Raw genomic sequence first — 20035 nt, forward strand, 5'->3', positions numbered from 1 at the left:
TAGACTCGTCAGCAGCACCCGAGCGGTGCAGCTGCGCGAGTCCTCACTGTGAACGGATCACTCAGGCAGGCATGATCAAGTGTATTGATTTCGCTTCGCCAATCTTGGGCCATGGCACTTTAATGCCGGCTGCCGACAGGAACATCTGCGCCACATAAAGAACGATGAACACCCCGACCAAAACGACGAGCACGTGAACAACTGTTCGAAATGGCTCCGCGAGAGGAATGACACGGAGCAAGGTCGTCGCGGCCCACCAAAAAACCCCGATGATGATGACGAGAAAGATGAGTCCTATCAATGTTTCGATCATTGTGGCGTCTCCACCAAGTCGACTTGGCCCAAATGGCGGCCGGCCCTGCGGAAAATATGGACCTATCTACCGTTCAGACAAGGCCAGCAATGGCGGTGAGCTGTTGTCGAATCGATGAGGACGGCGGCCAGACGCGCGGGAGCAATCGTTGAAATTGGCTCAGACCGGCGCCTCCTTTGCCCTCAATGCAGGCTTGGAAGGGAGCGACATGAAAGCGGCGCGTCTCGGTTTGTGTCGCGCCACCATCCAGTCACGAGAATCCGAAGCGTGATTTGCGACCCAGGTGATGGGGCATCCGCGTTTTGCTATGACCGCGCGTTATTGTAATCGCGAGCGCTCAGGACGTGTTTCGCCGTCAACTTTTGGGCGACCCGCGCGGGGAAGGGCTAGCAGCTCGTCAGCCTTTTGGCTTGTGAGCTTTGATAGGATGGCGCGCCCGAAAGGATTCGAACCTCTGACCCCCAGATTCGTAGTCTGGTGCTCTATCCAGCTGAGCTACGGGCGCCTGCTTCGCCATAGCCCCGATGCGATAAACGGGCTATGGCGACGTGCCGGCTCGTTTACCGGCAAGCGACGCGAATGGCAAGAGCGCATTTACTTTCGCCGCGCGCAGCCTTGCGTCGACGGCGCAAGCATTTAGATAAAAGGCTCTAAGTGGGATTTATAATGGAAACGTTCCTGTCGGATGGCGTCGAGATAGCCTATGTGGATTTCGAGCCTTTAACGGAAGATCGCGGCGAACCGATCGTCCTCGTGCATGGCTTCGCCTCGACCCATGCCGTGAACTGGCTGTTCACGCAATGGGTCAAGACGCTGACTGAAGACGGCCGCCGCGTCATTGTCTTCGACAATCGCGGCCATGGTCGCTCCGCCAAGCTGTACGATCCGGCGCAATATAGTCTCGACCTGATGGCCGCCGACATCGTGCATCTGCTCGACCATCTGTCGATCCCGCGCGCCGACGTCATGGGCTATTCGCTCGGCGGACGCATCGGCACGGTGCTGGCGCTGACGGCGCCCGAGCGCGTGCGCTCCTTGATCCTCGGCGGCATCGGCGAAAATCTCATCGAGAACTCCGGCCTGCCGCGTGGCCTCGCCGAAGCCATGGAGATTGAGCGCATCGAGGACATCGACGATTCGACTCTCAAAATCTTTCGCGGCTTCGCCGAATCCACCCGCAGCGACCTCGCCGCCCTCGCCGCCTGCGTGCGCGGCGCCCGCAAGTCCGTCGAGCCAGAGTCGCTCGCGCGCATCACCGCGCCAGTGCTGATCTGCGTCGGCACGCGCGACGACGTCGCCGGCGACCCGCTCCCGCTGGCCGAGTTCTTCCCGAATGCTCGCGTGGTCGATATTCCCGGCCGCGACCACAACCGGGCGGTCGGCGACAGGATCTACAAGCAGGCGGTGCTGGAGTTCCTGGACACACGGCCTTAACGGCCGCCGGCGGGGCCCCGTGCTATTGTCCGAGCGCTCCGCTATATCATTGCCTGACCAAGGAGGGGCGGATGGGCGCCGAAACGCGCGAACTTGGCGCGAAGATCATCGACTTCGCCCAGAATGACCCGCTGTTCGCGCGGCTGCGCGCGGAGGCGGAGGACGTGCTGCGGCGCGAACCGGAACTCGGCGGCTTCCTGCATCCGGCGATCCTGTCGCAGAACGGCGTCTTGGGCGTCGTCGCGCATCGCGTGGCGCAGCGGCTCGATCGGCCGGAGGCGCCCTATATCGCGATCCGTCAGGCGTTCGAAGAATGCGCCGCGCGCGAGCCGGGCTTGGTCGAGGCATTCCGCGCCGACCTGCTCGCCGTGCTCGAGCGCGATCCCGCCTGCACAAGGCTGATCGAGCCGGCGCTCTATTTCAAAGGCTTCCATTCGCTGCAGACCTATCGTCTGGCGCATTGGCTGTGGAAGAACGGCCGCAGCGACTTCGCGCTGATCCTGCAGAGCCTGTCGTCACAGACCTTCCAGGTCGACATCCACCCTGCCGCCGTGATCGGCAAGAGCATTTTCATCGATCACGCGACCGGCGTCGTCATCGGCGCGACCAGCGTCGTCGAAGACGAAGTGTCGATGCTGCATGGCGTGACGTTAGGGGGCACCGGCAAGGCGCGCGGCGACCGCCATCCCAAGGTCAGGCGCGGCGTATTGATCGGCGCCGGCGCGAAAGTCCTCGGCAATATCGAGATCGGCCGCTGCGCCATGATCGCCGCGGGCTCGGTCGTGCTCGACCCGGTTCCCGCCAACAAGACCGTCGCCGGCGTGCCGGCCCGGATCGTCGGCGAGGCGCGCTGCGCCGAGCCGGCGCTTGCCATGGATCAGATGCTGGCCTATCTCGACGCCGGCATGTGAAGGCGGAGTTGACCTTGAGCAAAATTCTCCTGAGCTTTGCGCTCGTTTTTGTCGCGGCGTCGTTGCTGTCTCCACGCGCCGCGACAGCCGCCGGTTGGCATTATTACGACCCGGAATGTCCGATCGATCTTGGCGGCAAGTCGATGAAATTCGTCGCCATGCAGCCCAAGAAGAATGTCGATCGGGAGTGCATCGCGCTGCCCGACGTCGGCCCGAGCGTCATCGTGCTCGACGCCGCCGACAATGAATTGCGCGACATGAATTGGGACATCCGCATCCTGCGCGGCAAGGGGCCGAACGGCGATGCCGACCCCGAAGCCGATATCGTCGGCCGTCTGCCGGTGCAGAAATTCCGCAACGGCATGGTGAATTTCGACCAGAATTTTAGGGAGCCCGGCGCCTATGTGCTCTACGCCAAGCTGACGAGCGACGACGGCGCCAAGAGTTTTGAAGGCCGACATCCGTTCTCGGTCGGCCTCGTCACCGACGAGGAAATTTATCTCTACATCGCTTTCGGCGTTTTCGTTGTTGTGGCCGGCGGCGTCGCCTTCACGCTCTGGCGACAGGGCAAGCTTGGATTCAAGATCCCGGATTTTTCGAAGACGGATTGAGGTTCCTGCCAAACGCTTGCAGGAAAAGCCCCCTCCCCAACCCTCCCCCGCGCTTCGCGCAGGAGAGGGAGCAGGTTGCGCGCGTCATGAAGATTCGTGAATCTTCGACGTCAGCCAACGACGGCGCCGTTCTCCCTTCTCCCGTGAAACGGGGGAAGGTGGCGCGAAGCGCCGGATGGGGGGCGCACACGTCAGCGTCGGACAATTAAGTAGACGAAAATGCATCTTAAGAAGGTCTTGCTTGTTATGAAGGTCTTGCTTGTTAAGAAGGTCTTGCTTGCCGCCATCGCGCTTGGCGCCACGCTTCACGGCCCCTCGGCTTTCGCGCGCGACATCAAGAACTGCAAAGAGCCCCCGGCGGGTTCCAACACGGCGCCTCTGATTTCTCCGCCGCGCGGCAATGTCGTGATCGGGACAGGACGGCTGCAATTCTACTCGGCGCCCAGCGTCCACTGCGCGATGAAGGGCGTTTTCGTCGTGCCGGGCGACAATTTGATCTCCTATGCTCAAACGGCCGACGGCTGGGTCTCTGTGATGTATGTGAGCCCGAAAAGCGCAGACAGCGTCACAGGCTGGGTGCGCGGCAATCGCCTGCGCGACACGGGCACTATGGGGCCGACGCAGTAAGACGTCGAGACGGTCCCCAACGCCGACTGATTTCACCCAAACCTGTTATTCCGCGGAAACCCTCTCGGCGGCAGTCGTCCCGCTTCGGCGCGGTGGCCGATCCAGTCCTTGAGTTCCGCTCTGTCGATCGTGAAGACGCGGCTAGAGGCGTCGGTCCATGTCAAACCGTCCTTCAGCGCGAAAACCTTCGCATCCGCGACGCCGCCGTCCTTATAGCGCTGCATGCGCACGCCCTTGCCGCGCGCCATGCGCGGCGCTTCGCTCAAGGGAAACACCAGGAGCTTTCTATTCTCGCCGATGATGGCGACATGATCGCCCTCCGCCTGCGTTACGATCTTCAATATAGAGGGCGGCTCGACGTTGAGCGCCGCACGTCCCTTGCGCGTCGATGACAAAAGATCGTCCTCGCTCACGACGAAGCCGCGCCCGTCATTCGTCACCAGCAGCAGCGCGGCGCCCGCGACATGCGGCAGAACGGCGACGACGTCGGCGCCTTCCTCGATCTCGGCGAAGAGCCGGATCGGCTCGCCATGTCCGCGCCCGCCGGGAAGTTTCGAGGCCTCTAACGTATAGGCCTTGCCATTCGACGCGAGCGCCAGGATTTTCGACGTCGTCTGCGCGAAGAAGGAGGCGCCGAGTTCGTCGTCGCCCTTGAACTGCAGCGTCGAGAGATCCTGCACATGACCCTTGAGCGCGCGAATCCAGCCCTTCTTCGAGACGACGATGGTCACCGGCTCGCGTTCGATCATCGCCTCGGCGAGGTCGAGATCGATCGCCTCGGGCGCGTCTTCAAAGGTCGTGCGCCGCTTGCCCTTCGGCGTCTGCGGGCCGTAGGTTTTCTTCAGCTCGCGCACCTGCCAGGCGATGGTCTTCCACTGCTTGTCCTCATCGGCGAGCAGCGCCTCGATCTCCTTGCGCTCGGCCGAAAGCTCGCTGAGCTCCTTCTTCAGCTCCATTTCTTCGAGCCGGCGCAGAGCGCGCAGCCGCGTGTCGAGAATGTATTCGACCTGCAAATCGGTCAGCTTGAACGCCTTTTTCAATTCCCCCTTGGCGTCGTCCTCTTCGCGGATGATGCGGATCACCTCGTCGAGATTGAGGAAGACGATGACCATGCCTTCCAACTGCTCGATGCGCCGAACGATCGCGGCGAGGCGGTGGCGCGAGCGGCGCTGCAGCACGGTTCGGCGATGGTCGAGCCATTGCCTTAAGGCCTCGTCGAGCGAAACGACGCGCGGCGTCACGCCGTCGACGAGCACATTCATGTTCATCGGAAAACGCGTTTCGAGCTCGGAGAGCTTGAACAGGGTCTCCATCATCAGCGCCGGGTCGACGGTGCGCGCGCGCGGCTCGAAAACGATGCGCACGTCTTCCGCCGATTCATCGCGCACATCGGCGACGAGCGGCAGTTTGCGCTCGGAGATGAGTTCGGCGAGCCGTTCGATAAGGCGCGACTTCTGCACGCCGTAGGGAATTTCGGTGACGACGACGACCCATCCGCCGCGCGGCAGCTCCTCTTTCATCCAACGCGCGCGCACACGAAACGAGCCGCGCCCGGTGCGATAGGTCTCGATGATCTCGTCGCGCTTGTCGACGATGATGCCGCCGGTTGGAAAATCCGGGCCCTGCACGAAAGTCAGCAGCTGTTCGGCGGTCGCCTTGCGGTGGGAGATGAGATAGAGCGCCGCGTCGCACAGCTCGGCGAGATTATGCGGCGGGATCGACGTCGCCATGCCGACGGCGATCCCCTGCGCGCCATTGGCGAGCAGATTGGGCAGCGCCGACGGCAGCACCACCGGCTCCTTCTCCTCGCCGGAATAGTTGGGGATGAAGTCGATCGCGTCTTCGTCGATGCCTTCCAGAAGAGAGCGCGCGACCGCCGTCATGCGCGCCTCGGTGTAGCGATAGGCGGCCGCCGAATCGCCGTCCACATTGCCGAAATTGCCCTGCCCGTCGACCAGCGGATAGCGGGAGGAGAAATCCTGCGCGAGGCGCACCAGCGCGTCATAGATCGCCTGATCGCCGTGCGGGTGGAACGAGCCCATCACGTCGCCGACGATTTTTGCGCATTTCTTGAACGGCGCGCCGGGATCGAGGCGAAGGATATGCATGCCGTAAAGGATGCGTCGGTGCACGGGTTTAAGCCCGTCGCGGGCGTCGGGCAGCGCGCGGCCGGTGATGGTCGAAAGCGCGTAACGCAGATAGCGCTCCTCAAGCGCCTCGCGCAGATCGACGGGCGCGATCACGCTAACGTCGCTTGCGCCCTTGCCTTTTCCCGTTCCCGCGCCGCCTTTTTGCGCCATGTCAAAAACCCGATTCTGCCTTTGCGATCGGTACTATGGCCGCGAGGGCGTCGGCGCAAGCGAAGGATTTCGAAGCGGCTCTTTAACTGTGAAAGGACATTGTCGACGCATCGACTGCGTTTTGTGCAGCATTGTAACAAATAATGTCTTGCGGGCGCCGCGTTTCGTCCTTTAGAAGGCTGCGAAGCGATGGCGCGGATCGGCGCGGTCGACTTTTCGCCGGTTTTCCGCGGCTTTCAAAACATGGCGTCCATGAAGAAACTGTTTTTGGCGCTCATCTCGGCGCTGCTTGTCACCTCCGCCTCATTCGCCCTGGATAGATCGACGGTCTCCGGCCCGGCGCTCGCGGCGCGGGACCGCGCGCCTCAGGCGCGCGACGGTGACGAAGACATGCAGGCGATCTGCCGCGAGGTGCTCGTCGACATCGATCAGGGCTACGGCGTCAGCAGCCATGAATCGCGCTATATTTGCGGGGACAAGCGCCGCTAAGCAGGTTCCGAAAAAGTCGACGGACTTTTCGATGAGAACCTGCATTTCCATGTGATCGGGAAGCGCTCTAAGCGATACGCCGACGCGGCCGCTCTTTTTTCCTCACGCCACGCGCAAAAGAGCGCCGACGTAAAGTTCGCGCGCCGCCGGCAGCGCGACGCCGCGCGGCTTGAGCACGTCGCGCGTCAGGAAATATCCGGTCAATCGGAACGCGGCGATGAGATCGGCCTGTTCCGCCACAATGCTCTCATGCTGAAGAAAGTCGGGATAGAGCAGGAGTTTGTCGCGCCATGGCGCGCCGGCGGCGCGGCTCACCGCGCGGCCCGATTTCGGCGACACATAGGCGAGATCGTCCTTCGCGCCGGTCAGCGCGCAGGCGTTGAGATCGAGCCCGAAGCCGAGCGCGCCGAGCAGCGCAAGCTCGAATCGCGCCAACATCGTCGCGGCGCCTTCGGCGGCGCGAATGTCGCCGAACAGCGTCGCAATGGCGTCGGCCATTTCGAACAATTCCTCATGCGGATCGCGCTCCGGCAGCAGACGCAGCAACGCGCAGAGCGAGACGACGCCATGGAGCGCCGCGGCGCGGTCGAGGAAATAGGCGGCGCGGGCGGCGAGCGGCTCGACCGTCAAGGCGCCGAGATGATCCTCGAGACGCGCGCGCCACCGCGCCGCGACGAGATTGCCGGGTTGCAGAATCGGACGGAGCCGGCGCGAACGACCGCCGCGCACGAGACCAAGATGGCGGCCGTGTCCGCGCGTCATCACTTCGAGGATGACAGACGTTTCGCCATGCCGACGCGCGCCGAGAATAAGAGCGTCGTCGCGCCATTCCATATCAGGCTCACACTTCGGAAAGCTTCATATCCGGCCTGTAATCTAAGCCTTCGACATCCTTGATCAAAGCCTGGCCGCAAATCACCCGGTTTTGCGTCGGGTCGAAGGTGAGCGACGGCGATCCGTGGAGTCGCCAGCCGAGGCTCAACGCTTCCGTGACGCGATGGCAAAACGCCGCGTCGTCTGGCCCGGTGAGAAAACGATAGGCGGTCATCGCCTTGCGTTCGTTCGACATTCGATTCTCCAGCGCCGCGCGAATCACCCATCTTGGCCGATATTATTTGCCCTTGGGGAAATCCAGGCGCATCTCGCGATAGCGCTCTGGGTCGTCGGCCCAATTTTCCCGGACCTTCACGAACAGGAAGAGATGCACCGGCTGTTCGGCGGCCTCGGCGATCTCGCGGCGCGCCGCCTGACCGATGGCCTTGATGGTGCGGCCGCCTTCGCCGATGACGATCTTCTTCTGGCTGTCGCGCGCGACAAAGATCGTCTGCTCGATGCGCGCCGAGCCGTCCTTCTGATTGGTCCAGGAGTCGGTCTCGACAGTCGACTGATAGGGCAATTCGTCGTGCAGCCGCTCATAGATCTGCTCGCGGGTGATTTCCGCGGCGAGCAGCCGCAGCGGCGCGTCCGAGAGCTGATCCTCGGGATAGAGCCAGGGCGAGGGCCCCATGCGCTGCGCGAGCGCCTTGCGCAGATCGTCGACGCCGTCGCCTTTCAGCGCCGAGATCATGAACGTTTCGTCGAATTTTTCGCGCGCGTTGAGCGTTTGCGCCAGCGCCAGCAGCCTTTCGCGGGGAATGAGATCGATCTTGTTGAGGACGAGGAGCTTGGGCGCCTTGGCGTGCTGAAGCTGCGTCAGTATCGCGTCCACTTCTTCGTCGATCCCCTTGCGGGAGTCGATGAGCAGCGCGATCACGTCGGCGTCGGCCGCGCCGGAGAGCGCGCTCGCGACCATGGCGCGATCGAGTCGCCGCTTGGGCTTGAAGATGCCCGGCGTGTCGACCAGGATGATCTGCGCCGCGCCCTCGATGGCGATGCCGCGAATGAGCGCCCGCGTCGTCTGCGCCTTGCGCGAGACGATCGAGACCTTGGCGCCGACGAGTTGATTAAGCAGCGTCGACTTGCCGGCGTTGGGCGCGCCGACCAGCGCCGCGAAGCCGCAGCGCGTGTCTTCCCGCGCCAATTCGTCGTCGCCGCTCATGTATCGCCCTTCCCTGTGGCCGCGTCCTCGCGCGCCAGAAATGCCGCCGCAGCGGCCTGTTCCGCGACCCGTTTCGAGGCGCCCGATCCGGGCGCCGCCGTAAATCCCTGCACCTCCACGACGACCTCGAAGAAGGGCGCGTGGTCCGGTCCGCTGCGGGCGACGAGCCGGTAGCGGGGCGTCGCAAGGCCGCGCGCCTGAGCCCATTCCTGCAAGGCGGTCTTCGCGTCGCGCAAATCCTGGCCGCTCGCCGCCATACGGTCGCTGAACGCCTTGCGTACGATATGTTCAGCCGCAGCGGCGCCCCCGTCGAGAAAGGCTGCGCCGATGATCGCTTCGCAAATGTCGCCGAGCAAGGCGCGTTTGCCGCGTCCGCCGGTCTGGGCCTCGCCCTCGCCGAGCCGCATCGCTGCGCCAACGCCCCAGACTTCGGCCACTTCGGCGCAGGTCTCCTTGCGCACCAGCGCCGCCAGGCGGCGTGACAGTTCGCCTTCGCTCTCGTTTGGAAAGGCGTCATAGAGCATGTGCGCCACGGCGAGGCCGAGCACGCGGTCGCCCAGAAACTCCAGCCGTTCGTATGAATCGCGCCGGGCTGGCGACGCGCTGACATGCGTCAGCGCGCGGCCGAGCAGCGCCGGATCGGCGAAGTCATGTCCGATACGCGCCTCGAGATCAGCGAGCCCCTTGTCGCGGCCGCGCGTCATGTCACGCCTGTGCGTCCGATCAATGAACGGGCCGGAACAGCCGGTCCCACCGCACGGACCATGGCCAGCGCCAGAAAGCGAGCGCCGATTCGTCCTTCCTGACCGAGAAGAAGATGATCTCGGCGCGGCCCACGAGATTGACGAAGGGCACGAAGCCGACGCCGCCAAGCTCTGGCGCGATGCGCGAATCGGTGGAGTTGTCGCGATTATCACCCATCATGAAATAGTGATCGGGCGGCACCACGAACAGCTCGGTGTTGTCGTTGATGCCGTGATCGCCCTCGATTTCGATGATCGTATGTTCGACCGCGGGATGATCGCCGTTGCCCGGCAGCGTTTCCTCGTAGGTCGTCACGGGGACTTCGCGGCCTTCGCGGTTCTCCGTCACTTCCTTTTCGAGCGACGTACGAGGCACGATGACGCCGTTGATATAGAGCCGGCCGTCGATGACCTGGATGCGGTCGCCGGGAAGGCCAATGACGCGCTTGATATAGTCGGTCTCATTGTCCCGCGGCAGCTTGAAGACGATGACGTCGCCGCGGTTGGGGGGCGACGCCAGAATGCGGCCGGAAAAAATGTCGGGGCCGAACGGCATCGAGTAATTCGAATAGCCGTAGGCGTATTTCGACACGAAAACATAATCGCCGATCAGCAGCGTCGGGATCATCGAGCCCGAAGGAATATTGAACGGCTGAAAGAGCAGCGTGCGAATGACAAGCGCGATCGCCAGCGCCTGAAGGATGACCTTGATGGTTTCGAGAACCCCGCCCTCTTCGCGTTTTTCAGCCACCGGAACGTTCCTGCTCAAGCCGACTTACTCCTCATGCATTGGGGCGGCGTCGGCCCGCCCGGCCGCCCGGCTTAACACGCTAAAGCTTCCATGAGAACCTTCGCCCGAGCCAAAGAATAGCCCCGGGCCGGCGTCAAATGGATGACCGCCCGCCACCTTAGCGCGCTCAGCCAGCGCGTCTCCGCCCGATCGGGATTAACGCTAACGCCGCGCCTGCGCTTGCGATCCGCCACCAGGCCGCGCCTTGGCCCTAGAAGGCTTGCGCCCGGCCCTGCGCCATCGCCTCCCGCATCCGACGGATCGCCTCGGCGAGCCCGACGAATATCGCCTCGCCGATGAGAAAATGGCCGATGTTGAGTTCGACGATCTGCGCCAAGGCGCTCACGCGGCGCGCCGTCTCATAATCGAGGCCGTGCCCGGCGTGAATTTCGAGGCCGAGGGCGGCGCCATAGGCGGCGGCTTCGGCGACCCGCGCGAATTCCGCCTCGGCCCGGCCCATGTCCCCGACTTCGACGGCGTGGCACCAGGCGCCTGTATGGAGCTCGACGACAGGCGCCTTGACCGACACGGCGGCGTCAATCGCCTCGGTCGACGGCTCGATGAACAGCGAGACGCGCACGCCTTCCCGCGTCAGCTGATCGACGTAAGGCAAGAGGTAGTCGTGCTGGCCGACGACGTCGAGACCGCCCTCGGTCGTGCGCTCCGTGCGCTTTTCCGGCACGAGACAGACGGCGTGCGGCGCGGTCGCGACGGCGATGTCGAGCATCTGCTCGGTCGCCGCCATTTCGAAATTGAGCGGCTTCGAAATCGCCGCCTTCAGCCGCGCCATGTCCGCGTCGTTGATGTGACGGCGGTCTTCCCGCAGATGCGCGGTGACGCCATCGGCGCCGGCCTCGATGGCGAGCAGCGCGGCGCGAACGGGGTCGGGCCGCGGACCGCCGCGCGCGTTGCGGACGGTGGCGACATGATCGACGTTAACGCCAAGGCGAAGGGGCGGCGAGGTCATTGCGCTCTATAGCGCGCGGGCGGACGGTTTGTCATTGGGCGCGCGGCCGGCGCGGCGGCGCAAAGAGCAATTTCAGTCAGGAAGCCGGCCGTTGCGCTTGCTACGATGCAAACATGGAGACCAGGACAAGACGAAAGGAACCTGACTATGCGCGACGCATCAATCGCGTGCTGGATTACATCGACAAGCATCTCGACGAAGAACTTACCATCGACGTGCTGAGCGACGTCGCGAACTTTTCAAAATTTCACTTCCATCGGCAATTTTCCCAGAACTGCGGGATTAGCCTCTCACGCTACATCCAATTCATGAGGCTCAAGAGAGCCTCTTATCGACTGGCGTTCAATCCGACCGCGCCGATCATCGACGTCGCTTTGGATTCTGGGTTCGAGAACCCAGAATCCTTTTCCCGGGCCTTCAAAGCCGCGTTCGGCCAGACGCCCAGCGCGTTTCGCAAGAAGCCGGACTGGGCGTCATGGAGCGCGCGATCTCGAATAAGCCTCCCACCCAGCGAAAGGACCGAAGACATGGACGTTAAGATCATCGACGTCGAACCAATATTGGTCGCGGCGCTCGAACATCGCGGCGCGCCGGCGCTGCTCAACGATTCAGTGCAGCGCTTCATCGCCTGGCGAAAATCGTCGGGGCTTTCTCCGGTCAGCCAATGCGAGACCTACGGCGTGCCTTATAATGACCCCAACACGACGCCGCCCGAGGAGTTCCGCTTCGATATTTGCGGATCGGCGCCGGCGCCGGTTGCCGCCAATGACCACGGCGTCGTCACCAAGACGATCCCGGGCGGCCGCTGCGCCATGACCATCCATGCCGGTTCTCGTGACCGGATCGACGAGAGCGTTTACGCGCTCTATCGGGATTGGCTACCGGAATCGGGAGAGGAATTGCGGGATTTCCCGGTCTATTTCCACTATCTGAACCTTGATCACGACACGCCCGAACACCGCCATTTGACCGAGATCTATCTGCCGCTCAAATAGTGCGGGTCGCGGACCCGCCGCGCGGCTCTGCGGAGGCCCCTCACCCAATCATCCGCTCGACCTTGCTCACCAAAGCGCTCGCGCGCAGCCGCGTGACGACGCCATTCAAATGTTTCAGATCGGCGACTTCGAGATCGAAGGTCATTTCGCGGAAATCCGGCGAATGGGCCTTGAAGCTGATGTTGTCGATATTGGCGCCGGTCTCGCCGATGAGCGTCGCGAGCGCGCCGAGCGAACCGGGCTCGTTGAGCGCGGTGACGACGATGCGAACGGGAAACAGCGCCGAAGAGCCGGCTTCGATATCCCAGCGCACGTCGAGCCAGCGTTCGGGCTGGTCGTCGAACGCGGTCAGCGACGGCGACTGGATCGGATAGATGGTGATGCCTTCGCCGGGCGTGAAAATGCCGACGATGCGGTCGCCCGGCACGGCGCCGCCGTCCGGCGCGAAACGCACCGGCGCGTCGCCGCGCAGCCCGCGAATCGGAATTGCGCCGCTGCCCTCTTTCGCGCCGGGCGCTTTGAAGACGACATTGGCGTTCGCCTTGACGCCGAACCAGCCCGGCTCCCCAGGACCGATGGCGGTGGGCGCGGCTTTGCGCTCTTCGCTGAAATCCGGATAGACCGCTTTGACGACGTCGCCCGAATAGATTTCGCCGCGCCCCACGGCGGCGAGCGCATCCTCGACCGATGGCCGCGCGAGCCGGGTCAGCGCCGCCTTCAATTTCTCTTCGCTCCAGACGCGGCCGGCGCGCTCGAAGGCGCGTTCGACGATCTGGCGGCCGAGCCCGGCATATTGCTGGCGCACCGCGTCGCGCGTCGCGCGTCGGATCGCGGCGCGCGCCTTGCCGGTCGCCACCGCGCCCTCCCAGGCGGCAGGGGGCACATGCCCCTCGGCGCGGATGATCTCGACCTCGTCGCCGTTTTTCAGCTGCGACAACACCGGGCCGACGCGCCCGTTGATCTTCGCGCCAACGGCTGAATCGCCAAGCTTCGTGTGCACGGCGTAGGCGAAATCGATCGGCGTCGCGCCGCGCGGCAGCGCGATCAATCCGCCCTTCGGCGTGAAGCAGAACACCTGATCTTGAAAGAGTTCGAGCCGCGTGTGCTCGAGAAACTCCTCGGGATTGTCGCCATGCGCGAGGAGATCGAGCGTTTCCTGCAGCCAGCGGAAGGCGCGGCTTTCCTTGGCGAGCTGCTCGCGGCCATGCGCGCCGACCGCGTCCTTGTAGAGCGCGTGCGCGGCGATGCCGAAGCGCGCGATCTCATGCATTTCGGCGGTGCGAATCTGAAGTTCGACGCGCTGGTGGCCAGGACCGATCACGGTCGTATGGATGGAACGATAGTCGTTCTGTTTCGGCGTCGAGATGTAATCCTTGAAGCGGCCGGGGACGTTGGGCCACTTCGTATGCACGACGCCGAGCGCGCGATAGCAATCCTCCACCGCGCCGACGATGATCCGAAAGCCGAAGATGTCGGACAACTGCTCGAAGGAGATCGACTTGCGCTCCATCTTGCGCCACACCGAAAAGGTCGTCTTCTGGCGTCCGGTGACCGCCGCGGTGATGCCGCGCGCCTCGAACTCCTTGGTGAGTTCGTCCTCGATGCGCTTGATGATGCGTCCGTTCTTCGCGCGCAGATCATGCAGTCGCTGCTCGATGGTCTGATGCGCTTCCGGCATCAAATGCCGGAAGGCGAGGCCCTCGAGCTCCTCGCGCAGGCGCTGCATGCCCATGCGGCCGGCGAGCGGCGCATAGATGTCGAGCGTCTCCTGTGCGATGCGCGCGCGCTTTTCCTGCGGGACGAAATGCAGCGTGCGCATATTGTGCAGGCGGTCGGCGAGCTTGACGAGCAGCACGCGCACGTCTTCGGCGACGGCGAGCAGCAATTTGCGGAAGTTCTCGCCCTGCCGCGCCTGCTTGGTGACGAGATCGAGTTTTTCGATCTTGGTCAGGCCCTCGACAAGTTTGCCAATCTGTTCGCCAAACAGCCGGTCGATCTCTTCGCGCGTGGCGTCAGTGTCTTCGAGCGTATCGTGCAGAACGGCCGCGACGATCGTCGCGTCGTCGAGCTTCAGATCGGTGAGGATCGCCGCGACTTCGAGCGGGTGGGAAAAATAAGGGTCGCCTGAGGCGCGGGTTTGCGCCCCGTGCGCCTTCATCGCGTAGACATAGGCCCGGTTTAGCAAATCTTCGTCGACGCGCGGGTTATACTTCCGCACGCGTTCGACAAGCTCGTACTGACGCATCATGCGCGTGGCGCCAATGACCGGTTATGCGCCGACCCGGCCGCCGCCCAAGCGTAAATTCCACGCAAAAGGCAAGCGAGCGGCGCCGGAGCGGCGAGTGTGTTGAGAGAATAGCGCACGCCGGCCGCCATGACCAACGACGACGATGCGCGAATGCGCAGCTCTGGTAGGAGACGTCCGGCGGAGACGTGTCGCGCACGCCCCGCCGGCGGGATCGGGCGAACCTACTCCGCTTCGTCCTCGACCTCTGCGGGCGGCACAAGCCCTTCGAGACCGCGCAGCAGGTCTTCTTCCGTCATCCGGTCGAATGGGCCCTCGACTTCGAGTTCGCCAGCGACCGCGGGGGTCAAGGCCGGCGCCGCTTCGGCCTCCGGCTCGTCGACTTCGACGTGATGCTGCAGCGAGTGGATGAAATCCTCGGAGAGGTCTTCCGGCGCGAGCGCCGACTCTGCGATCTCGCGCAGGGCGACCACAGGATTTTTGTCACGGTCGCGATCGACGAGGATCGGCTGACCAGACGAGATGTTTCGCGCCCGATGCGCCGCGAGAAGGACAAGGTCGAAGCGATTTTCGATCTTGTCGACGCAATCTTCGACAGTAACGCGCGCCATCTGCTGTCAAGCTCCATTCGGTTCGGGAGTGGCGCTGATACGCCAATTAGGAAAAATAGGCAATAATCTCGTGGCTCTAGACGCGCGGGCGATTTTTTTTGACGCTGCTGAGCGGATTTTTTCTAGAAAATGCCCAATCATGGCCCCGTAAAAAAACGCAGTTCCTCTTGACGCTGTGACATGGAGAGGCGATGTATTTGCTAGAGATGCGTGCGGCGCTTTTCAAAGATGGCTGTGATTAGCCGGCGAATGCAGCGAGAACGGCGCAGTCGCGATTTGTTAATTTAGGCGCCGGACGTTGAGATTGAGCGAAACGCCGAACTGCGGGTTGACGGCGTTAGCCGGCGCCGCCCGCGTTAACACCTTAACCCGACCGCGAGACTAAAATGGCAGATATCGAACGAACTGCGTTGTTCATTGATGGCGCGAACTTATACGCGACCGCGAAATCGCTTGGATTCGATATTGATTATAAGCGCTTGCTCCGCGAATTCCAGGGCAAGGGCCGCCTGATCCGCGCGTTCTACTACACCGCCTTAATCGAGGATCAAGAGTATTCGTCGATCCGTCCTCTGATCGATTGGCTGGATTACAACGGCTATGCGGTCGTGACCAAGCCGACCAAGGAGTTCGTCGATTCGCTTGGCCGCCGCAAAGTTAAAGGAAATATGGACATTGAGCTCGCGGTCGACGCCATGGAAATGGCCGGGCATATCGACCACATGGTTCTGTTCTCCGGCGACGGCGACTTCCGGTCGCTGGTCGAGGCCGTGCAGCGGCGCGGCGTGCGGGTTTCGGTCATTTCGACGATCACCACCCAGCCGCCGATGATCGCCGACGAATTGCGTCGGCAGGCCGACGAATTCATCGACCTTATCCATCTTGTCGGCAAGATCGGCCGCGATCCCGGCGAGCGCGCAGAGCGCATGCAGCGGTATCAGGAGCGTCCTCGTCCCGCGCCGCAAGCGGCTCACGCCGAAGAAGAAGAAGGCGAGTGACGCCAAGGTCCGAACGGAACACCAAAGGTTCGGCGTCTCAATATAGGGGCGCCGAATTTTTGTAGGTCGGGGTCAGCCGCGCGCGCGCAACAGCCGGCCTTTTTCGCGGCTCCAGTCGCGCTTCTTTTCGACTTCACGTTTATCGTGCAGCTTCTTGCCCTTTCCGAGGGCGATCTGCAGCTTGGCCCTGCCCTTGGCGTTGAAATAGAGCTTCAGCGGCACGATCGTCATGCCTTCGCGCTCGATAGCCTGCGAGAGCTTGGCGATCTCCCGCGACTTGAGCAGCAGTTTGCGCGGCCGCTTCGGCGGATGGTTGAAGCGATTGCCGGCGAGATATTCGGGAATGTTGGCGTTGACCAGCCATGCCTCGCCTTGCCGATCGACATGGGCGTAGCTTTCGGCGATCGTCGCCTTGCCCGTGCGCAGCGACTTCACCTCAGTGCCCGTCAGCGCCAGCCCCGCTTCGAAAATTTCGCCGATTTCATAATTGTAGCGCGCCTTGCGGTTATCGGCGACGACCTTGAAATTCGGATCCGGCTTTGCGGCCACTGATTTTCCTCAAAGCGTCTCGATGAAGGAGAGACGCGAATCTGGCGCCTTAGGCGGGGAGCACGCCGGCGTGGATCATCGCCGCGCGTATGCGATCCTTAGTGGGTTGCGTGCAGGGCACCAGAGGAAGACGCACCTCTTCTTCAACCTTGCCCAGAAGCGACAGCCCATATTTCGCGCCCGTGACGCCGGCCTCAATGAAGGTCGCGACATGCAGCGGCGTCAGCCTGTCCTGAATCTCCAGCGCCTTGGCGTAGTCGCCGGCAAGACAGGCGTTCTGCAGATCGGCGCAAAGCCGCGGCGCGATGTTGGCGACGACCGAGATGCACCCATGCGCGCCCGCCGCCATGCAGGCGAGCGCCGTGAGATCGTCGCCCGAAAGCTGGATGAATTCCGGGCCCATCGCCGCGCGTTGAAGCGAAATGCGCCCGATGTTGCCCGTGGCGTCCTTCACGCCGACGACATTCCTCAACTCGGCGCAGCGCTTCATGGTCTCGACGCTCATATCGATGACCGAGCGCGGCGGGATATTGTAGATGATGATGGGAATCGAGACGGCGTCGTTGATCGCCTTGAAGTGCAGATAAAGCCCTTCCTGGTTGGGCTTATTGTAATAGGGCGTCACGATGAGCAGCCCATCGGCGCCCGCGCGCTCGGCATGGCCGGCGATGGCGATCGCCTCGCGGGTGTTGTTCGAGCCCGCGCCCGCGACGATCGGCACGCGCCCGCGCGCGGCGCGGATCGTCTCGGTGATGACGCGCCCATGCTCTTCATGGCTCAGCGTCGGGCTCTCCCCCGTGGTGCCGACGGGCACGAGGCCATGCGTTCCATTTTCGATCTGCCAATCGATCAGCGCACGCAGTGCGTCATAGTCGACCTCTCCATGGGAAAACGGCGTGACCAGGGCCGTCATCGACCCATGAAAAATCGGCTTTCCACTCATAGAATCAATGCTTTCCCTACGCCTCAGAGCCGCCGTAATCGCGTCGCTAAGATTGAATGCCCTTCATAGCGGTTGGGCTGCGTCGAGGAAAGCCCCACGCTATAAAGCCTTACGCTATAATGGGAGACGACAAGAGGTCGAAGACAGCGGGCGCGCGAAGTTGACCCTTCGTAAACCAAATGAGCGCAGCTTTTTCACACCAGTAGGGAAACGCGGTGATGATGTTGCCTCGACGGGTCGCGACGCGGTTCAAACTGACAGTCGGCATAGCCGCCCTCGTGATCGCGGCGCCCGCTTTCACCGGCCTTGACCGTCTTGGCGACGGCGAGGCGAAGCGCAAAACCGCCTCGCGCTGGACGCCTTCGATCCCCTTCAGTCTCGGCGCCTGGCGCTCGCGGGTCGGCACGTTGCAGGAGACGGTGCACGAGTTCGTCGACCGCAAACGCGGCGACGATGAGGCGGCGCATCCTCTGGAAAATTCGCTTTTTGCCGCCGATGAAGGCGCGCTGCCGCCGGTCGTCGCCTATGCGCCCGCGCAGAACCGGCTCAACGTCGACGCGATGGCGCGTCCCGCCGCCGCCCTGTTGGGAGACGACGCCGAGGTTTTCACCCAGGCGGTCGCCGCATACAGGTCCGGAGATTTCGCGCAAGGCGACGACGCCGCGTCGCGGCTCCATGCGCCGCTTGCGGAGGCCGCCGCGCGATGGACCGGCCTTCGGCTTCATGCCCACGAAGCCGGATTCAGGCGCATCGCCGAATTCCTTGCGGCTCACCCGGATTGGCCCGCCGGCGACTGGTTGCGCCGTCGCGGCGAGCAGGCGCTCGTCGCCGAGCGTCACGCCGACAAGACCGTGCTGGCCTGGTTTGCGGAAAACAAGCCGCTCACCGGCTTTGGCAAATATGCCGTGGCGCGGGCGATCGCTCGCGAGGGAGATTTCGAATCGGCGGCGGCGCTGGCGCGCGACGCCTGGCGCAACGAGGATATCGGACAGGGGTTCGATACGACCTTCAATAAGGAGCTCGGCGAGTTTCTGACGCCGGCCGATCACAAGTTCCGCGCCGATCGTCTGCTCTACGCCGGAAAGAATACGCTCGCGTTGCGCAGCGCCGAACTCGCCGGCAAGGACGTCACGCTGCTCGCCCGCGCGCGCATTTCCGGGGTCGATAAGCTGGCGGCTTCTTTGCCGGCGTCTGTGCAGAACGATCCCGGACTGCTTTACGGACGTGTGCACAAGCTGCGTAACGACAAGAAATTCGCTGAAGCCGGCGCGCTGCTGCGCAATGCGCCGCGCGACATCGAGAAGGTCGTCGACGGCGACGCCTGGTGGGAGGAGCGGCGCATCGTCGCCCGCAAGCTTCTCGACCAGGGAGATCCGCAGACCGCTTACACGCTTTGCGCGGATCATGCCGCCGCCAAGACCAGCAACAAGGTCGACGCCGAATTCAACGCCGGCTGGATCGCTCTGCGGTTCTTGAACGAACCGATCAAAGCCGAGCGCCATTTCACGCGGCTTGCGCAGGTCGCCGAGACTCCGCTGCAGAAGTCTCGCGCGTACTATTGGCTCGGACGCGCGGCGGAAGCCGCGCACGCCGAGGACGACTCCAAAGCGCGCAATTTCTATCTGCAGGCGGCCGCGCATTCGACGACGTTCTATGGGCAGCTCGCCAATTCCCGCCTCGGCGCCGATGAGCGCCCGCTTCGCCCGCCGCCGACAGCGGCCTCCGGCGACCGCCGAACCGAAGCGGTTCGCGTCGCGGAGCTGCTGTTCTCCGTGGGCGAGAAGGAGGTCGCGGCGCCGCTTGCGCTCGACGGCGCAAAATACTTGCAGGACGAGGCGCAGGTCGCGGCGCTCGGAGATGTCATCGCGCGCCAGGGCGACGCGAAACTCTCGCTCATTTACGGCAAGGCCGCCTCCTATCGGGGGATCGCGCTCGACGACGTCGCCTTCCCCGCCTATGGCGTTCCCGATTTCAACGCGCTTCCTGGCTCCGCGTCCCGTTCGATCGTCTTCGCCGTCGCACGCCAGGAAAGCGCCTTCGATCCCAAGGCCGTCTCCTCCGCCGGCGCCATGGGCCTGATGCAGATGATCGCCTCGACGGCGCGGCACACCGCCTTTATGCGCGGCGTCAGCTTCGACATGTCGCGGATGCTGAGCGACCCGCCCTTCAACGCGCAGCTCGGCGCGGCGCATCTCGGCATTCTGCTGGGCGAATATCGGGGCGCCTATCTCCTAACCTTCGCCGCCTACAACGCCGGCGGCGGTCGGGTGAAACAATGGATCGACGCCTATGGCGACCCACGCAAGCCCAATGTCGATCCGATCGACTGGGTCGAGCGGATTCCGATCACCGAAACGCGCAATTACGTGCAGCGAGTGATGGAGAATTTCGTCGTCTATCGGGCGAAGTTCGAGGACAAGGGAACGCGGTCGCCGCAAGTCGAACTGGCCCGCGCCGGCGACAGCCTGTGA

At 63.4% G+C, this 20035-nt stretch carries 20 protein-coding genes and 1 tRNA gene; 8 read left to right on the forward strand and 13 right to left on the reverse strand.

The features are described 5' to 3' along the window. Window positions 1–61: 61 nt before the first annotated feature. Complete coding sequence (locus A3OO_RS0120385) at window positions 62–313, reverse strand: hypothetical protein (RefSeq protein WP_018409696.1); 252 nt, start codon at window positions 311–313, stop codon at window positions 62–64. 428 nt (window positions 314–741) lie between these two features. Then, a tRNA-Arg gene (locus A3OO_RS0120390) sits at window positions 742–818 on the reverse strand. Window positions 819–979: 161 nt separating this feature from the next. On the opposite strand from A3OO_RS0120390, the gene A3OO_RS0120395 reads away from it, so the two are divergent. The 4 genes from A3OO_RS0120395 (at window position 980) to A3OO_RS0120410 (ending at window position 3896) form a co-directional block, all read left to right on the forward strand. Then, complete coding sequence (locus tag A3OO_RS0120395; RefSeq protein ID WP_018409697.1) at window positions 980–1747, forward strand: alpha/beta fold hydrolase; 768 nt, start codon at window positions 980–982, stop codon at window positions 1745–1747. Window positions 1748–1818: 71 nt separating this feature from the next. Beyond that, a complete protein-coding gene (gene cysE, locus A3OO_RS0120400; RefSeq protein WP_018409698.1) occupies window positions 1819–2658 on the forward strand; it encodes a serine O-acetyltransferase in 840 nt (279 codons plus the stop codon). A 14-nt stretch (window positions 2659–2672) separates the two neighbouring features. Continuing rightward, window positions 2673–3269, forward strand: a complete 597-nt coding sequence (locus A3OO_RS0120405) for a hypothetical protein (RefSeq protein WP_245257247.1) — start codon at window positions 2673–2675, stop codon at window positions 3267–3269. A 219-nt stretch (window positions 3270–3488) separates the two neighbouring features. Beyond that, complete coding sequence (locus A3OO_RS0120410) at window positions 3489–3896, forward strand: hypothetical protein (protein ID WP_018409700.1); 408 nt, start codon at window positions 3489–3491, stop codon at window positions 3894–3896. A gap of 32 nt (window positions 3897–3928) precedes the next feature. Here A3OO_RS0120410 and parC read toward each other — a convergent pair whose 3' ends face one another. Continuing rightward, window positions 3929–6196 (reverse strand): DNA topoisomerase IV subunit A, encoded by a 2268-nt coding sequence (gene parC, locus A3OO_RS0120415; RefSeq protein ID WP_018409701.1) that lies wholly within the window; start codon window positions 6194–6196, stop codon window positions 3929–3931. 189 nt (window positions 6197–6385) lie between these two features. On the opposite strand from parC, the gene A3OO_RS0120420 reads away from it, so the two are divergent. Continuing rightward, the gene (locus A3OO_RS0120420) at window positions 6386–6685 is read left to right on the forward strand and encodes a hypothetical protein (protein ID WP_018409702.1); all 300 of its coding nucleotides are present in this window, start codon (window positions 6386–6388) and stop codon (window positions 6683–6685) included. Window positions 6686–6787: 102 nt separating this feature from the next. Here the strand turns inward: A3OO_RS0120420 and recO are convergent, their stop codons facing one another. The 6 genes from recO to A3OO_RS0120450 form a co-directional block, all read right to left on the reverse strand. Continuing rightward, the gene (recO, locus tag A3OO_RS0120425) at window positions 6788–7519 is read right to left on the reverse strand and encodes a DNA repair protein RecO (protein ID WP_018409703.1); all 732 of its coding nucleotides are present in this window, start codon (window positions 7517–7519) and stop codon (window positions 6788–6790) included. A gap of 7 nt (window positions 7520–7526) precedes the next feature. Further along, window positions 7527–7733, reverse strand: coding sequence for a DUF1737 domain-containing protein (locus A3OO_RS0120430; protein WP_026223201.1), 207 nt, complete (start codon window positions 7731–7733; stop codon window positions 7527–7529). Window positions 7734–7796: 63 nt separating this feature from the next. Then, a complete protein-coding gene (gene era / locus A3OO_RS0120435) occupies window positions 7797–8723 on the reverse strand; it encodes a GTPase Era (RefSeq protein ID WP_018409705.1) in 927 nt (308 codons plus the stop codon). Then, entirely contained in the window at window positions 8720–9427 is a 708-nt protein-coding gene (rnc, locus tag A3OO_RS0120440; RefSeq protein WP_018409706.1) for a ribonuclease III, read from the reverse strand. Before rnc ends, era begins: the two co-directional genes overlap by 4 nt. A gap of 19 nt (window positions 9428–9446) precedes the next feature. Further along, a complete protein-coding gene (gene lepB, locus A3OO_RS0120445) occupies window positions 9447–10217 on the reverse strand; it encodes a signal peptidase I (protein WP_018409707.1) in 771 nt (256 codons plus the stop codon). 250 nt (window positions 10218–10467) lie between these two features. Beyond that, window positions 10468–11223, reverse strand: coding sequence for a pyridoxine 5'-phosphate synthase (locus tag A3OO_RS0120450; RefSeq protein WP_018409708.1), 756 nt, complete (start codon window positions 11221–11223; stop codon window positions 10468–10470). A gap of 113 nt (window positions 11224–11336) precedes the next feature. On the opposite strand from A3OO_RS0120450, the gene A3OO_RS0120455 reads away from it, so the two are divergent. After that, window positions 11337–12218, forward strand: coding sequence for an AraC family transcriptional regulator (locus A3OO_RS0120455; RefSeq protein ID WP_026223202.1), 882 nt, complete (start codon window positions 11337–11339; stop codon window positions 12216–12218). Window positions 12219–12258: 40 nt separating this feature from the next. On the opposite strand, the gene A3OO_RS0120460 is transcribed toward A3OO_RS0120455, so the two are convergent. Both A3OO_RS0120460 and rpoZ read right to left on the reverse strand, forming a co-directional pair. Further along, window positions 12259–14466, reverse strand: a complete 2208-nt coding sequence (locus A3OO_RS0120460; RefSeq protein ID WP_018409710.1) for a RelA/SpoT family protein — start codon at window positions 14464–14466, stop codon at window positions 12259–12261. 221 nt (window positions 14467–14687) lie between these two features. Continuing rightward, a complete protein-coding gene (gene rpoZ, locus A3OO_RS0120465) occupies window positions 14688–15074 on the reverse strand; it encodes a DNA-directed RNA polymerase subunit omega (protein WP_018409711.1) in 387 nt (128 codons plus the stop codon). 386 nt (window positions 15075–15460) lie between these two features. Between rpoZ and A3OO_RS0120470 the strand changes: the two genes are divergently transcribed. Further along, a complete protein-coding gene (locus A3OO_RS0120470) occupies window positions 15461–16072 on the forward strand; it encodes a LabA-like NYN domain-containing protein (protein WP_018409712.1) in 612 nt (203 codons plus the stop codon). Between the two features lie 72 nt (window positions 16073–16144). Here A3OO_RS0120470 and smpB read toward each other — a convergent pair whose 3' ends face one another. Continuing rightward, window positions 16145–16621: an SsrA-binding protein SmpB gene (smpB, locus tag A3OO_RS0120475; RefSeq protein WP_018409713.1), complete on the reverse strand. Its 477-nt coding sequence runs from the start codon at window positions 16619–16621 to the stop codon at window positions 16145–16147. Window positions 16622–16670: 49 nt separating this feature from the next. Further along, entirely contained in the window at window positions 16671–17564 is an 894-nt protein-coding gene (gene dapA / locus A3OO_RS0120480) for a 4-hydroxy-tetrahydrodipicolinate synthase (RefSeq protein ID WP_018409714.1), read from the reverse strand. 218 nt (window positions 17565–17782) lie between these two features. Here dapA and A3OO_RS24645 point away from each other — a divergent pair, with 218 nt between their 5' ends. After that, on the forward strand, window positions 17783–20035 hold the full coding sequence (locus A3OO_RS24645) for a lytic transglycosylase domain-containing protein (protein WP_018409715.1): 2253 nt from the start codon (window positions 17783–17785) through the stop codon (window positions 20033–20035).

This window comes from Methylocystis rosea SV97, assembly GCF_000372845.1.
Classification (GTDB): Bacteria; Pseudomonadota; Alphaproteobacteria; order Rhizobiales; family Beijerinckiaceae; genus Methylocystis; species Methylocystis rosea.